Source organism: Pseudomonas kitaguniensis (assembly GCF_009296165.1).
Taxonomy (GTDB): domain Bacteria; phylum Pseudomonadota; class Gammaproteobacteria; order Pseudomonadales; family Pseudomonadaceae; genus Aquipseudomonas; species Aquipseudomonas kitaguniensis.
In genome coordinates this window covers 18,124-32,998 of the sequence record NZ_VUAZ01000130.1, presented here as the reverse complement: position 1 = coordinate 32,998, position 14,875 = coordinate 18,124, and the positions used below count along the sequence as shown (strand labels likewise).

The 14,875-nt window shown below is 56.5% G+C and carries 16 protein-coding genes; 2 read left to right on the top strand and 14 right to left on the bottom strand.

All coding sequences use genetic code 11. The features are described from left to right. Window positions 1-5 precede the first annotated feature (5 nt). The 14 genes from F0169_RS21225 to rpmH form a co-directional block, all read right to left on the bottom strand. A complete protein-coding gene (locus F0169_RS21225; protein WP_152747538.1) occupies window positions 6-542 on the bottom strand; it encodes a F0F1 ATP synthase subunit delta in 537 nt (178 codons plus the stop codon). Window positions 543-554: 12 nt separating this feature from the next. Continuing rightward, on the bottom strand, window positions 555-1,025 hold the full coding sequence (locus tag F0169_RS21220; RefSeq protein WP_058415810.1) for a F0F1 ATP synthase subunit B: 471 nt from the start codon (window positions 1,023-1,025) through the stop codon (window positions 555-557). Window positions 1,026-1,081: 56 nt separating this feature from the next. Continuing rightward, window positions 1,082-1,339, bottom strand: coding sequence for a F0F1 ATP synthase subunit C (gene atpE, locus F0169_RS21215; protein WP_002555987.1), 258 nt, complete (start codon window positions 1,337-1,339; stop codon window positions 1,082-1,084). A 133-nt stretch (window positions 1,340-1,472) separates the two neighbouring features. Beyond that, window positions 1,473-2,342, bottom strand: coding sequence for a F0F1 ATP synthase subunit A (gene atpB / locus F0169_RS21210; protein WP_058415811.1), 870 nt, complete (start codon window positions 2,340-2,342; stop codon window positions 1,473-1,475). Window positions 2,343-2,358: 16 nt separating this feature from the next. Then, complete coding sequence (locus tag F0169_RS21205; RefSeq protein ID WP_058415812.1) at window positions 2,359-2,766, bottom strand: F0F1 ATP synthase subunit I; 408 nt, start codon at window positions 2,764-2,766, stop codon at window positions 2,359-2,361. Between the two features lie 148 nt (window positions 2,767-2,914). Beyond that, complete coding sequence (locus tag F0169_RS21200) at window positions 2,915-3,787, bottom strand: ParB/RepB/Spo0J family partition protein (protein ID WP_058415813.1); 873 nt, start codon at window positions 3,785-3,787, stop codon at window positions 2,915-2,917. A gap of 9 nt (window positions 3,788-3,796) precedes the next feature. Then, on the bottom strand, window positions 3,797-4,594 hold the full coding sequence (locus tag F0169_RS21195) for a ParA family protein (RefSeq protein ID WP_058415814.1): 798 nt from the start codon (window positions 4,592-4,594) through the stop codon (window positions 3,797-3,799). An 18-nt stretch (window positions 4,595-4,612) separates the two neighbouring features. Beyond that, window positions 4,613-5,257, bottom strand: a complete 645-nt coding sequence (gene rsmG / locus F0169_RS21190; protein ID WP_152747536.1) for a 16S rRNA (guanine(527)-N(7))-methyltransferase RsmG — start codon at window positions 5,255-5,257, stop codon at window positions 4,613-4,615. Further along, the gene (gene mnmG / locus F0169_RS21185; RefSeq protein ID WP_172979506.1) at window positions 5,254-7,146 is read right to left on the bottom strand and encodes a tRNA uridine-5-carboxymethylaminomethyl(34) synthesis enzyme MnmG; all 1,893 of its coding nucleotides are present in this window, start codon (window positions 7,144-7,146) and stop codon (window positions 5,254-5,256) included. The genes rsmG and mnmG overlap by 4 nt, the downstream gene beginning before the upstream one ends. Before the next feature lie 549 nt (window positions 7,147-7,695). Further along, on the bottom strand, window positions 7,696-9,066 hold the full coding sequence (mnmE, locus tag F0169_RS21175; protein ID WP_152747535.1) for a tRNA uridine-5-carboxymethylaminomethyl(34) synthesis GTPase MnmE: 1,371 nt from the start codon (window positions 9,064-9,066) through the stop codon (window positions 7,696-7,698). Window positions 9,067-9,145: 79 nt separating this feature from the next. Continuing rightward, a complete protein-coding gene (gene yidC, locus F0169_RS21170; protein ID WP_058415817.1) occupies window positions 9,146-10,828 on the bottom strand; it encodes a membrane protein insertase YidC in 1,683 nt (560 codons plus the stop codon). Between the two features lie 2 nt (window positions 10,829-10,830). Continuing rightward, the gene (gene yidD / locus F0169_RS21165; RefSeq protein WP_082649112.1) at window positions 10,831-11,076 is read right to left on the bottom strand and encodes a membrane protein insertion efficiency factor YidD; all 246 of its coding nucleotides are present in this window, start codon (window positions 11,074-11,076) and stop codon (window positions 10,831-10,833) included. Further along, the gene (gene rnpA / locus F0169_RS21160; protein WP_341869108.1) at window positions 11,069-11,473 is read right to left on the bottom strand and encodes a ribonuclease P protein component; all 405 of its coding nucleotides are present in this window, start codon (window positions 11,471-11,473) and stop codon (window positions 11,069-11,071) included. The genes yidD and rnpA overlap by 8 nt, the downstream gene beginning before the upstream one ends. 16 nt (window positions 11,474-11,489) lie before the next feature. After that, window positions 11,490-11,624 carry a 50S ribosomal protein L34 gene (rpmH, locus tag F0169_RS21155; RefSeq protein ID WP_003213577.1) on the bottom strand — a complete coding sequence of 45 codons (135 nt, stop codon included), beginning with the start codon at window positions 11,622-11,624 and terminating at the stop codon, window positions 11,490-11,492. A gap of 586 nt (window positions 11,625-12,210) precedes the next feature. Between rpmH and dnaA the strand changes: the two genes are divergently transcribed. Both dnaA and dnaN read left to right on the top strand, forming a co-directional pair. After that, the gene (dnaA, locus tag F0169_RS21150; RefSeq protein WP_058415818.1) at window positions 12,211-13,731 is read left to right on the top strand and encodes a chromosomal replication initiator protein DnaA; all 1,521 of its coding nucleotides are present in this window, start codon (window positions 12,211-12,213) and stop codon (window positions 13,729-13,731) included. 38 nt (window positions 13,732-13,769) lie between these two features. After that, window positions 13,770-14,873, top strand: coding sequence for a DNA polymerase III subunit beta (gene dnaN, locus F0169_RS21145; RefSeq protein ID WP_010565855.1), 1,104 nt, complete (start codon window positions 13,770-13,772; stop codon window positions 14,871-14,873). The last annotated feature ends 2 nt before the right edge of the window (window positions 14,874-14,875 follow it).

The window sequence follows — 14,875 nt, the reverse complement described above, 5'->3', positions numbered from 1 at the left end:
CAAACTCAAGATTTCAATGCTTCGGCAAGATTCGCGAGTTTGCCGCGAATCGAGCCATCGATAACCAGGTCGCCGGCGCGAATGATGACACCACCAATCAGGGTGGCATCCTCCGCAACTTGCAGGCGCACTTCCCGGTCGAGTCGTGCACTGAGAACCTTGGCGAGTTTGTCTTGCTGTTCTTGGTTCAATGCAAAAGCACTGGTGACTTCAACGTCTACCGACTTCTCTTGCTCGGCCTTGTACAGGTCGAACAGAGCGGCAATCTCCGGCAGAAGCGGGAGACGGTCGTTTTCGGCAACGACGTTAATGAAGTTCTGCACTTTCACATCAAACTTGTCGCCGCACACGTCAATAAACGTGGCGGCCTTGTCTGCGCTCGTCAGTCGCGGGGCCTTGAGCACGCGCTGCATGGTGTCGTCTTGCGACACTGCTGCAGCCAGGCCGAGCATGGCTGACCAAGAGGCCAGCTGCTGGTGGGCCTGGGCGTGCTCGAAGGCTGCCTTAGCGTAAGGTCGGGCCAACGTGGTCAATTCTGCCATGATCGCCCTCGCTTAAATTTCAGCAGCCAGTTTGTTAACCAGCTCCGCGTGCGCGTTTTGATCGATTGTGGCACCCAGGATCTTCTCGGCGCCGCCGACGGCCAGAGCACCCAGTTGGGCACGCAGCGCATCTTTGACACCATTCAGTTCCTGCTCGATCTCGGCCTGAGCCTGAACCTTCACACGGTCAGCGTCGATACGGGCTTTTTCAACAGCCTCTTCAACAATCTGGTTACCGCGTTTCTTGGCTTGCTCAATGATTTCGGCTGCCTGAGCTTTCGCTTCGCGCAGTTGTTGACCCACTTTATCGTGGGCCAACTCCAGGTCGCGAGCTGCTCGTGCGGCAGCGTCCAGTCCATCCGCGATCTTCTTCTGACGTTCGTGCAAAGCTGCGATGACCGGAGGCCATACGAACTTCATGCAGAAAACGACAAAAATCAAGAACGCTAAGGACTGACCAATAATGGTTGCATTAATGTTCACGCCAATACCTCGCTCATTCGTTGCACAACACACCAATCACTCGAAAAAACGAGTGATTAACCGGCGAGTTGACCAACGAAGGGGTTCGCGAAGGTGAAGAACAGAGCGATACCAACACCGATCATGGTCACGGCGTCGAGCAGGCCGGCAACGATGAACATTTTAACTTGCAGCATTGGAACCATTTCTGGCTGACGCGCTGCGCCTTCCAGGAACTTGCCGCCCAGCAGGCCGAAACCAATGGCAGTACCCAGGGCGCCCAGGCCGATCAACAGTGCAACAGCGATAGCGGTTAGACCAACTACAGTTTCCATCTTTCCTCCCGACTTTTACGTCGTATGGTTTAGGTTTTTTAGATTTTAAAGCGGTAAAACAAATCGTTTCATAGCCCTTTCAGGCCACCTTCCCGTTTCACCGGGAAGGACATCAGACTGGCCGAGGCCGGTCTTAATGGTTCTCTTCGTGCGCCATCGACAGGTAGACGATGGTCAGCATCATGAAGATGAAGGCCTGCAGGGTGATGATCAGGATGTGGAACACAGCCCACGCCCACTGCAGAACAATACCCAGGCCGCTAAGCCAGAGCAGACCGCTGCCGAACATCACAGCGATCAGAATGAACACCAGCTCGCCGGCATACATGTTGCCGAACAGTCGCAGAGCCAGGGAAATCGGCTTGGCGATCAGGGTCACGAATTCCAGCAGGAAGTTCACCGGGATCAGCAGCGCTTGCAAGAAGATGTTCTTGCTGCCGAACGGGTGCAGGGTCAGTTCGCCGATGAAGCCGCCGATGCCCTTGATCTTGATGCTGTAGAAAATGATCAACGCAAACACCGAAAGGGCCATGCCCAGGGTGGCGTTCGGGTCAGTGGTCGACACGGCACGGAATGGAATGTGCGGATCGCCGCTGATCGCCATGGCGAGCTGAGGAATCCAGTCAACCGGGATCAGGTCGACGGCGTTCATCAGGAACACCCAGACGAAGATGGTCAGTGCCAGCGGTGCAATCACCGGGCTACGGCCATGGAAGCTGTCTTTCACGCTGCCATCGACGAATTCGACCAGTACTTCAACGAAGTTCTGCAAGGCACCTGGCTGACCGGAAGTCGCCTTTTTTGCCGCCATGCGGAAAATCAGGACGAAGATCAGACCCAGTGCGACCGACCAGCCCAGAGTATCCAGGTGGAAAGCCCAGAAGCCCATTTCTTTGGCCTCTGCTGCGGAGTGGGCAAAGCCCCAGCCGCCGTTGGGAAGCTGACCGAAGGTCAGGTTCTGCAAGTGGTGCTGGATATAGCCCGAAGCGGTTGTTTCTGCCATGGTTGCCTCAAACGCCCTAAGGTTTCGAAAGTCTTGTTTTCATTAGCAGGGGAGCGAACCAGCTGACCAGTTGGGTCAACACGAACACGCCGAATACAGCCAGCGGCGCCAATGGCTTCACACCTGCAAAGGTCAGTGCGAACAGCACTGCCGTCAAAATCAGTTTGCCTGCTTCACCGGCATAAAAAGACCGGACGATAGCTTGGGCTGCTCGGGCGCCGGAAAACCGAAAGGCCCTGTGAGCAAAATACATATTGGGCAGCAAGGCTATCAGGCCTCCGCAAAGTCCTGAATACCCGGCGACGACTCCCTGCCAATACCAAAGCGCCAAAGCGGCGATCAGCAACACGACAAATTGCGCCAATAAAACCGGGAAAACGGCCAAGCGATGGAACGGCAACGTGTTTGGCGTGCGGGTTTCCATCACTCTTGCTCCTCAATGGTCGGCTGCCGGAAATCAATAACTTGGCATAATTTGTGCCGACAAAATGCGCGCAGAGTATAGGGGCGGTTCTGCCCCTATTCAACTGTCGGGTAGTGTTTTCCGATCGCGCGCTACATAAGCAAATGTTTCAGCGGATGTGGGCAAGGACGCCCTGAAGCTCATCAAGGGAGTTATATCCGATGACTAATTGCCCTTTGCCTTTCTTGCCGTGGCGAATTTGCACCGCAGAGCCTAGGCGCTCGGCCAGGCGCTGCTCAAGGCGCGCAATGTCCGGGTCAGGTTTTGCCGCTTCAACGGGCTCAGGTTTGCCGCTCAGCCACTGGCGAACCAGGGCCTCGGTCTGACGAACGGTGAGACCCCGTGCGACAACGTGTCGCGCCCCTTCAACCTGTTGATTTTCCGGCAAACCGAGCAAAGCACGGGCGTGGCCCATCTCCAGATCGCCATGCGACAACATGGTCTTGATGACTTCCGGCAACGCAATCAGGCGCAGCAAGTTGGACACGGTCACACGAGACTTGCCCACCGCATCGGCCACTTGTTGCTGAGTCAGCTGAAACTCCTGCTGCAAACGCTGCAACGCGATGGCTTCTTCGATCGGGTTGAGGTCTTCACGCTGGATGTTCTCGATCAACGCCATGGCGATGGCGGTTTCATCCGGCACATCGCGCACCATCGCCGGGATGGTTTCCTTGCCGGCCTGCTGGCTGGCACGCCAGCGGCGCTCGCCGGCGATGATTTCAAAGCGGCCGCCGCCAATGGGGCGCACCACAATCGGCTGCATCACGCCCTGAGCCTTGATCGAATTGGCCAGTTCTTCCAACGCCTGGGGGTCCATGTCCCGGCGCGGCTGGTATTTGCCGCGCTGGATCAGGTCCAGCGGCAGGTGCTGAAGCTCGCGCTCGTCGGCCTGCACCGCTTGTTCTTCCAGCGAAGTGACAGTCGGACCACTCAGCAGTGCATCCAGTCCACGTCCGAGACCTCGTTTCTTGACGGCCATGGGGATTCCTTAAGTTGGCTGGGCGGCAGCGGTGCGTGAGTTGCGGCGTTGACGGCGAACCATCTCGCCGGCCAGCGCCAGGTAAGCAATGGCACCGCGCGATGATTTGTCGTACGCCAGCGCGGGCATGCCATAGCTTGGTGCTTCGGCCAGGCGGATGTTGCGTGGAATCACGGTGTCATACAACTGATCGCCGAAGTGTTCCTTGAGCTGCGCCGACACATCGTTCATCAGGCTCAGGCGCGGGTCATACATGGTCCGCAGCAGGCCTTCGATTTGCAGGTTGGGGTTAAGCAACTCGGCGATGCGCTTGATGTTATCCACAAGGTCGCTCAAGCCTTCAAGTGCGAAGTACTCGCACTGCATGGGGATAATCACCCCATCGGCAGCCACCAATGCGTTCAGCGTGAGCATCGACAACGACGGCGGGCAGTCGATCAAAATGTAATCGTAGTTCTCCCGGATCGGCGCCAACGCGCTGCGCAGACGGCTTTCTTTCATCTGCATTTCCAGTAGCACCACTTCCGCCGCGGTTAAATCGCGGTTGGCCGGCAGCAGTTGATAACCGCCGTGTTCGGAGTAGTGCATGGCCTGCCCCAGGTCGCACTCGCCAATCAGCAAGTCGTAGACCGAGTTTTCCAGGCCGTGTTTATCCACACCGCTACCCATGGTGGCGTTGCCCTGTGGATCGAGATCGATCAACAGCACCCGGCGCTTGGTAGCCACCAGGGATGCTGCGAGGTTGATACAGGTGGTGGTTTTGCCCACGCCACCTTTCTGGTTCGCTATCGCGAATACCTTAGCCATTCTTGCTTGTGTTCCCAATCATGCCGTGCGGCGCAGTATCAGCAGATGGCGTTGGCCTTGGCAACCGGGTACGGCCAAAGCATGTTCGCTATCGAGGTGGAAGTCTGCCGGCAATGCTAACAGCTCGTCGCTTGGATGAACGCCCTTCATTGCCAGCCAGCGGGTGTCGCGGTCGCCCAAGTGGCGGGTCCAGTTGCTGAAATTCTCCATGCTGCTGAACGCCCGGGAAACAATCCCGTTGAAGGGCAGCTCAGGCGTGAAGGTTTCAGCACGGCTGTGGATAACCTGCAGGTTATCCAGTTTGAGTTCGAGTTTGACCTGAGTGAGGAAGCGGGTTTTCTTGCCGTTGCTGTCCAGGCACGTCACGTGCGACTCGGGAAACAGGATGGCCAACGGAATGCCGGGCATACCACCGCCGCTGCCAACGTCGAGCCAGCGGCCGTTTTCGATAAACGGCATCACGCTCAAACTGTCGAGCAGATGGCGCGAGACCATTTCGTCAGGGTCGCGCACCGCCGTCAGGTTGTAAGCCTTGTTCCATTTGATCAACAGGGCCAGATAACCCAGCAGCAACGTGTGCTGGGCTTCGGTCAAGTCGACGCCCAACTGGCGTGCACCTGTGGATAACTCTTCGGCGTGTTGCAAGGTGACCAACGAACTCAAGCGCTTTGCTCCAACTGACGGCCCGCGCCGCGTTTTTTCAAATGAATCATCAACAGCGAAATGGCCGCCGGTGTAACGCCCGGGATGCGTGACGCCTGACCCAGCGTTTCAGGACGAGTTATCCCCAGCTTGCCTTGAATTTCTTTCGACAACCCGGAAATACCGGTGTAGTCGATATCCACAGGCAGCTTGGTGTCTTCACTGGCGCGCAGGCGAGCGATTTCGTCCTGTTGGCGATCAATGTATCCGGCGTATTTGGTTTTGATCTCAACCTGCTCGGCGACCTGTGGGTCTTCAGCGCCGCCTCCGGTTACTTCAACCAGGCCAGCGTAGTCGATTTCGGGACGCGACAGCAGGTTCAGCAGGTTGTATTCGTGGGTCAACGGCGTGCCGAATTTTTCCGCAATCGCGTCGCCTTGCTCGGTGCCTGGGCGTACCCAAGTACTTTTCAGGCGCTGTTCTTCCAGCGTAATGCTTTCGCGTTTTTTGCAGAAGGCTTCCCAGCGCGCGTCATCGACCAAGCCCAGCTCACGACCTTTTTCGGTCAGGCGCAGGTCGGCGTTGTCTTCGCGCAGAATCAGGCGATATTCCGCCCGGGAGGTGAACATCCGGTACGGCTCCTGGGTGCCCAGCGTGATCAGGTCGTCAACCAACACCCCGATGTACGCTTCATCGCGACGCGGGCACCAGCTGTCTTTGCCCTGCGCGCGCAGTGCGGCGTTGGTGCCAGCCAGCAAACCCTGGGCGCCGGCTTCTTCGTAACCGGTGGTGCCGTTGATTTGCCCGGCGAAGAACAAGCCACCGATAACTTTGGTTTCAAGGCTGTATTTCAGGTCACGCGGGTCGAAATAGTCGTACTCGATGGCGTAGCCCGGACGCACGATGTGCGCGTTTTCCATGCCGCGAATCGACTGCACGATCTGAATTTGCACATCGAACGGCAGGGATGTGGAAATTCCGTTCGGGTACAGCTCGTGGGTGGTCAAGCCTTCGGGCTCGATGAACACCTGGTGGCTTTCCTTGTCGGCAAAGCGGTGAATCTTGTCTTCGATCGATGGGCAATAACGCGGGCCAATGCCCTCGATCACCCCCGAATACATCGGCGAACGGTCGAGGTTCGCGGCAATGATTTCGTGGGTACGGGCGTTGGTGTGGGTAATCCAGCAGCTCACCTGTTTCGGGTGCTGCTCTTTGGAACCCATGAACGACATCACCGGTATCGGCGTGTCACCGGCCTGCTCTGTCATCATCGAGAAATCCACCGAGCGCCCGTCAATACGCGGCGGCGTACCGGTTTTCAGGCGGCCGACGCGCAGCGGCAATTCACGCAGGCGTTTTGCCAGGGCAATCGACGGCGGGTCACCGGCACGGCCGCCGGAATAATTCTGCATGCCAATGTGGATAAGTCCGCCAAGGAATGTGCCGGTGGTCAACACCACGGATTCTGCGAGAAAACGCAGGCCCATTTGGGTAACAACACCGCGTACCTGGTCTTGCTCGACGATCAGGTCGTCGGCGGCTTGCTGGAATATCCACAGGTTCGGCTGGTTTTCCAGGGTTTCGCGTACCGCAGCCTTGTACAGAATGCGGTCAGCCTGCGCCCGGGTTGCCCTTACGGCCGGGCCTTTACGGCTGTTGAGCACGCGAAACTGGATGCCACCCTTGTCGGTGGCCATCGCCATGACGCCGCCGAGGGCATCGATTTCTTTGACCAGATGGCTTTTGCCGATTCCGCCAATGGCGGGGTTGCAACTCATGGCACCGAGGGTTTCCACGTTGTGCGTCAGCAACAGGGTTTTTACACCCATGCGTGCTGACGCCAGTGCTGCCTCGGTACCGGCATGACCGCCGCCGATGACGATCACTTCAAAACGGGAAGGGAAATCCACCACGCACCTCGTGCCTGCTTATGTAGGTAATCAGGAATTATGGGTTGAAAGGGTTTTACAGCTTGGCGGCAAGTATAGGGACTTAGCCGTTCCTAAAGAACCCTTTGCACAAAATTTAACCAGCTGTGGATGAATCACAGACAATAGAAATTAAAAGAGAGAGATTTATTAAATCTTTGTTTTTATGTTTATTTATACTGAGCCTGTTTTCTGTGGATAGATTGCTGCAGGCCTTTATTTATGATGTGTACAGAGATTCAAAAGTCTGTGGTCATGTGCCCATGAGGGGCTTGGATAAGTGCTTTAAGCCTGTGGATTAAACAGGTGGTTATCCACAGAGGGGTTTTTACTCAGGTTTCAAGCCCTGTTATCAACTGGGCACAGGGGCGGTTATGCACAGAGCTTAATCGACAGAATTCTGTACGTAGGTACAAATAACACCCACACAAAAGCCGCCAGGCGCCTGGTAATAATTCAAAAAGGTAGGAGAAAACGCTGAAATCGGGGAAACAGACAGGCGCGAGTGGCCTGTCTGTGAACATCGAAGGGTTATTTACCGATACAGAAGCTGGAAAAGATCCGCCCCAATAAATCATCCGAGCTGAAAGCGCCGGTGATTTCGCCCAGCAGTTGCTGCGCTTGACGCAAGTCCTCAGCCAGCAGCTCGCCAGCTCCCGCCAAGGTCAACTGAGCACGACCATGCTCCAACGCTGCGCTGGCGTGACGTAACGCCTCCAAGTGCCTGCGACGCGCGCTGAAGCTGCTCTCTGAGGTCTGCTCATAGCCCATGCAGGCCTTCAAGTGGTCGCGCAGCAGCTCTAACCCATCGCCGGCAGACTTGGCACTCAGGCTTATGGTGACGTGGCCATCCTCACTGGTGTGCAGCGCAATGGCTTCACCCGTCAGGTCAGCCTTGTTACGCACCAAGGTGACTTTGGCCGGGTCGGGCCGCTGCTCAAGGAATTCCGGCCACAGTGCGAACGGGTCCAGCGCCTCAGGCGCCGTCGCATCGACCACCAACAGCACGCGGTCTGCTTCGCTTATGGCTTTTAGCGCTCGTTCCACGCCAATTTTTTCTACCTGGTCTTCTGTGTTGCGCAACCCGGCGGTGTCGACCACGTGCAGCGGCATGCCATCGATGTGGATATGTTCACGCAAGATGTCCCGCGTGGTGCCGGCGATCTCAGTCACGATCGCGGCTTCACGCCCTGCCAGGGCATTCAGCAGGCTCGATTTGCCGGCATTCGGCCGCCCGGCAATCACAACGGTCATCCCGTCGCGCAGCAAGGCACCCTGGCCCGCTTCACGCAGTACTGTGGATAACTCATCACGGACTTTATCCAGCATTGCCAGAACGTGGCCATCGGCGAGAAAGTCGATTTCTTCTTCGGGAAAATCAATCGCCGCCTCAACGTAGATGCGCAGGCTGATCAACTGCTCGGTCAAGTTATGCACACGCAAAGAGAAAGCGCCCTGCAACGAGCGCAACGCATTGCGCGCCGCCTGTGCAGAACTGGCCTCGATCAAGTCAGCAATGGCTTCGGCCTGAGCCAGGTCGAGTTTGTCGTTGAGGAATGCGCGCTCGCTGAACTCACCCGGGCGCGCCAAGCGGCACCCCAGTTGCAGGCAGCGCTGCAGCAACATATCCAGCACCACCGGGCCACCGTGGCCCTGTAATTCCAGAACGTCCTCACCGGTGAAGGAATTGGGCCCCGGAAAATACAGCGCCAGGCCTTCGTCCAACACCGTTTCATCGGCGTCCAGAAAGGCACCGTAATGCGCATAGCGCGGTTTCAACTCGCGGCCGCTGATCGCCTTGGCTGCAACGCCTGCAAGCGGCCCGGAAATTCGAACGATACCGACACCGCCACGACCCTGAGCGGTAGCGACAGCAGCGATGGTTTCACGAGGAAAGCTCATCAGCAGGTTCCAGAACAAAAGTGACGGAAAGCAAAACGCCCCACTAGGGGGCGTCTTGAGTGGTTATCCACAGAGTAAATTACGCCGCAGCTTTTTTGGTAGCCGCTTCGATTTTACGTGTGATGTACCACTGTTGAGAGATCGACAACACGTTGTTGACCACCCAGTACAGCACCAGACCGGCTGGGAACCACAAGAAGAAGAAGGTGAAGATGATTGGCATCATTTTCATGACCTTCGCCTGCATCGGGTCCGGCGGAGTCGGGTTCAAACGCTGCTGGATAAACATGGTTGCGCCCATGATGATCGGCAGGATAAAGAACGGGTCTTTGATCGACAGGTCAGTTATCCACAGCATGAACGGTGCCTGGCGCATCTCTACGCTTTCCAGGAGTACCCAGTACAGCGACAGGAACACCGGCATCTGCACCAGAATCGGCAAGCATCCACCCAGCGGGTTGATCTTCTCTTTCTTGTACAGCTCCATCATGGCCTGCGACATTTTCTGCCGGTCATCACCATGTTGCTCTTTCAGCGCGGCCAGTTTCGGTGCCACGGCACGCATGCGCGCCATCGACTTGTAGCTGGCTGCCGACAGAGGGAAGAAGATCCCCTTGATCAGCATGGTCAGGAAGATAATCGAGAAGCCCCAGTTACCGACGATGCTGTGGATATGTTGCAGCAACCAGAAAATCGGCTGGGCAATGAACCACAGAATGCCGTAGTCCACTGTCAGTTCCAGACCTGGGGACAACTCTTTCAGCACGGCCTGGCTTTTCGGGCCGGCGTACAGAGTGGCGCTGGTTTCAGCCTTGGCACCTGGAGCGACGTTCAACGCCGGGCCAGTAAAGCCAATGATGTAGTTGCCTTGGCTGTCTTTGCGGGTTTGAACCAGGTTGGCTTCACCCTTGTTCGGGATCCATGCGGTCACGAAGTAGTGTTGCAACCAGGCAACCCAGCCACCTTGAACGGTTTCTTTCAGCGCGCCCTTGTCGATATCTTTCATCGACACTTTTTTGTACGGCTCGCCACTTGTCCACAGGGCTGCGCCCAGGTAAGTCGCGGTGCCGGTGGCGGTGCTGGAAGAAGGATCGGCGCTGTTGTCACGCTTAAGCTGGGCAAACAGGTTGCCCGTCCACGGCTTGGCACTTTCGTTGTCGATCAGGTAAGTGACCTTCAAGTCGTACAAACCGCGGGTAAAGCTGAAACGCTTGATGTAGTTGACGCCGTCCTGACTGAATTTCAGGTCGACGTTCAACTGGTTCTGGCCATCAGCCAGTTGATAAGTCTTTTGTTCGGTCGAATAAACCGGACGACCGGTAGCACGCGCATCCGGACCGTCAGTGCCGGTCAGGCCGCTTTGTGCCAGATAAGTACGTTCGCCACCGTTATCAAACAGTTGGAACGGCACATCCGGATGGTCTTGGCGACGTGGATACAGCGGCAGTTTCAACTGCGCGATATCACCACCTTGTGGGTCGATAGCCAGGTCGAGCACATCCGTTTTTACATGGATGAGGTCTTTATTGGTGACCACTGGCGTTTCTAGAGGGGCGCTTGTCTCGCCATTCGCGCTGGGAACATCGGCACTCGCGGACGCATTGGTACCCAGAGGCGTGTCCGAAATAGCCGGCGCAGCCTGATTGGTAGCAACATTCTGAGTCGGCAGGGCAGCTTGGCCGTAGTCCTGGTTCCACTTAAGAACCATGACGTAGGACACGATTGCCAGGGCGACGATCAGGATCGTGCGTTTAATATCCATGATTACTCGGCCATCGAAGAAGAACGGGAGGTAGGGATAGGCGGAACCGGGTCATAACCACCGGGATTCCACGGATGACAGCGACCTAAACGACGAAAGGCCAGCCAGCCACCGCGCACAAGGCCATGATTTTCTATGGCCTCTAACGCGTAGCAGGAACAACTGGGGTAGAAACGACAGTGGTTAGCCATCAGAGGACTAATGGCATAACGGTAAAACTGGATCGGAACGAGGGCCAGTTTACGCATTGGTGCTGTATACCCCTACAGTTTCGGTGCTGACTGCTGGTGCTGGCTTATTGGTACGCGCCAAACGTTTCCAGAGCTTGCCGAAATGCTGAATCAATTCGGGGTTTTCTACGTCCCCCAAGCCTTTGCGCGCGACGATAACAATATCCCAACCAACCAGAGTGTCCTGGTGGAGGCGAAACGATTCGCGCATCAGACGCTTGAGGCGATTGCGCTCAACGGAGAGCTTTACGCTCTTCTTGCCGATCACCAACCCGAGACGGGGGTGATCAAGATCGTTGTTACGCGCAAGGAGCAGGAGATTTTTCCCCGGAACCTTGCCGGTGGGGGAGTCAAAGACTGCCTTGAAATGCCGGGGGGTTAGCAGACGCTTTTCCCGACTGAAGTCCTGACTCACCACCAGTACCGGATTATCAAACTGCCAGACGCGCACGACCTTTGGCGCGGCGACGCGACAGGACAGCACGGCCGTTCTTGGTAGCCATGCGAGCACGGAAGCCGTGAGTACGGGCGCGTTTGATGGTGCTTGGTTGGAAAGTACGTTTCATGGCGTTGTTACCTGGTTCGTCCACAACGGGCCGGAATGGCCCCCGTTTTAAGAGACCGGCGATTCTAGAGAAAGCAAGCCTCTAGGTCAATTTCCAACCAGCTTTTCCTCTAATTATATGTTTGTGGCCCCTCGCCACGTTTTTGTCCGACCGGGCTTTCATGAGCAGTGCCATAGATATAAAAATAAAGAAGGAAGTTATTTAAAGCTTTTCTGTAAAGCTTATAAAAGCTATAGGGCCACTTATCTGTGGATAACTACCTTTAGGCCACGTTTTACGTGCTGTACAGAGGATGACAAAGCGGGGGAGAAACGGTGCTCTGCCTGTGCTGCGCTGTCGGATAAGCTGTGTGTGGAATGGCTTGTTATCCACAGGCCAGTTACCCACAGACTTTCGACCCCACTTGTGCAACGGGCTTAGGTGCGCTTATCCACAGAGCTTATGCACACACCACTGGTCGGCTTTTTGATGCTTAACGCGTTGATTTTGGCTGCCTTGTGAGCAACCTACATGTGGATAAGTAGGCGGCTGACCGCTACAATGGCGGCTGTTTTTGCCTCACCGGCTTTCAACTTAGGGGATATCCGTGTCAGTGGAACTTTGGCAGCAGTGCGTGGAGCTTTTGCGCGAAGAGCTGCCTGCCCAGCAATTCAACACCTGGATCCGTCCGCTACAGGTCGAAGCCGAAGGCGACGAGTTGCGTGTCTACGCGCCGAATCGTTTTGTTCTCGACTGGGTTAACGAGAAGTACCTGAGCCGCGTTCTCGAATTGCTCGATGAACACGGCAATGGCATCGCGCCCGTTCTTTCCTTATTAATAGGCAGCAAACGCAGCTCCGCACCGCGCGCGGCTCCGAATGCGCCGTTGGCGGCAAGTGCTTCGCAGGCGCAGCAAACCTCGGCACCTGTTAATAACGTGCAAGCGCCCGTTGCCCAAGCGTCTTCGAAATCCACGTCGCAGAAAAACGCGCCTATTAATGAAGAGCCGTCGCGCGACAGCTTTGACCCAATGGCGGGTGCCAGCTCCCAACAAGCACCGGTACGCGCCGAACAGCGCACCGTGCAGGTTGAAGGCGCGCTGAAGCACACCAGTTACCTGAACCGCACGTTTACCTTTGAAAACTTCGTCGAAGGTAAATCCAACCAGTTGGCCCGCGCGGCTGCCTGGCAGGTGGCTGATAACCCCAAGCACGGTTACAACCCGCTGTTCCTGTATGGCGGCGTTGGTTTGGGTAAGACGCACTTGATGCACGCTGTGGGTAACCATCTATTAAAGAAGAACCCGAATGCCAAGGTCGTGTACCTGCACTCGGAGCGCTTCGTGGCCGACATGGTCAAGGCCTTGCAGCTCAACGCAATTAACGAGTTCAAGCGCTTCTATCGGTCTGTCGATGCACTGTTGATCGATGACATTCAATTCTTTGCGCGCAAAGAGCGTTCCCAGGAAGAGTTTTTCCACACCTTCAACGCCCTGCTCGAAGGCGGCCAGCAGGTCATCTTGACCAGCGACCGTTACCCGAAAGAAATCGAAGGCCTGGAAGAACGCTTGAAGTCGCGCTTCGGCTGGGGCCTGACCGTTGCGGTCGAGCCGCCGGAGCTTGAAACCCGCGTTGCCATCTTGATGAAAAAGGCCGACCAGGCGAAAGTCGATCTGCCCCACGATGCGGCGTTTTTTATCGCCCAACGTATTCGCTCCAACGTGCGTGAACTGGAAGGCGCGCTCAAGCGTGTCATCGCTCACTCGCACTTCATGGGCCGCGACATCACCATCGAGCTGATCCGCGAATCCCTGAAAGACTTGCTGGCGCTGCAAGACAAGCTGGTGAGTGTGGATAACATTCAGCGCACCGTTGCCGAGTACTACAAGATCAAGATTTCCGACCTGCTGTCCAAGCGCCGTTCGCGCTCGGTAGCACGTCCCCGTCAGGTGGCGATGGCGCTCTCTAAAGAGTTGACCAACCACAGCCTGCCGGAAATCGGTGATGTGTTTGGCGGTCGCGACCACACCACGGTTTTGCACGCCTGCCGAAAGATCAACGAACTTAAGGAATCCGACGCGGATATTCGCGAGGACTACAAGAACCTGCTGCGTACACTGACTACGTGATGACACCAGCGCAGCTTATTAAGGCAAGGGACTAGACCATGCATTTCACCATTCAACGCGAAGCCCTGTTGAAACCCCTGCAACTGGTCGCAGGCGTCGTTGAGCGCCGACAGACCTTGCCGGTGCTTTCCAACGTATTGCTGGTTGTCGAAGGCCAGCAATTGTCCCTCACCGGTACCGACCTGGAAGTCGAACTGGTGGGTCGTGTACAGCTGGAAGAACCTGCAGAACCGGGCGAAATTACGGTGCCGGCGCGCAAGCTGATGGACATCTGCAAAAGCTTGCCCAACGACGCGCTGATCGACATCAAGGTTGATGAGCAAAAGTTGGTGGTCAAAGCCGGGCGCAGTCGCTTCACCCTGTCGACGTTGCCTGCCAACGACTTCCCGACGGTGGAAGAAGGCCCTGGCTCGCTGACGTGCAGCCTTGAACAAAGCAAACTGCGCCGTTTGATCGAGCGCACCAGCTTCGCCATGGCTCAACAGGACGTGCGTTACTACCTCAATGGCATGCTGCTTGAGGTGTCGGAAGGCATCATCCGTGCAGTCGCCACCGACGGCCACCGCTTGGCGATGTGTTCGATGAAGGCCGATATCGGTCAGCCGGACCGTCACCAGGTCATCGTGCCGCGTAAAGGTATCCTTGAACTGGCACGGTTGCTCACCGAGCCGGAAGGCAACGTGAGTATCGTCCTCGGTCAGCACCACATCCGTGCAACCACCGGCGAGTTCACCTTTACCTCCAAGCTGGTTGACGGCAAGTTCCCGGACTACGAGCGCGTGCTGCCTAAAGGTGGCGACAAGCTGGTGGTCGGTGATCGTCAGGCCCTGCGCGAAGCGTTCAGCCGTACCGCGATTCTGTCGAACGAGAAGTACCGTGGTATTCGCCTGCAACTGGCTAATGGTCAGCTGAAAATCCAGGCAAATAACCCGGAGCAAGAAGAAGCGGAAGAAGAAGTGGGCGTCGACTACAACGGCGGTTCGCTGGAGATCGGCTTTAACGTGAGTTACCTGCTCGACGTACTCGGCGTGATGACGACTGAACAGGTACGCCTGATTCTGTCTGACTCCAACAGCAGCGCCTTGGTGCAAGAATCCGACAACGACGACTCGGCTTACGTTGTTATGCCGATGCGCCTGTAACC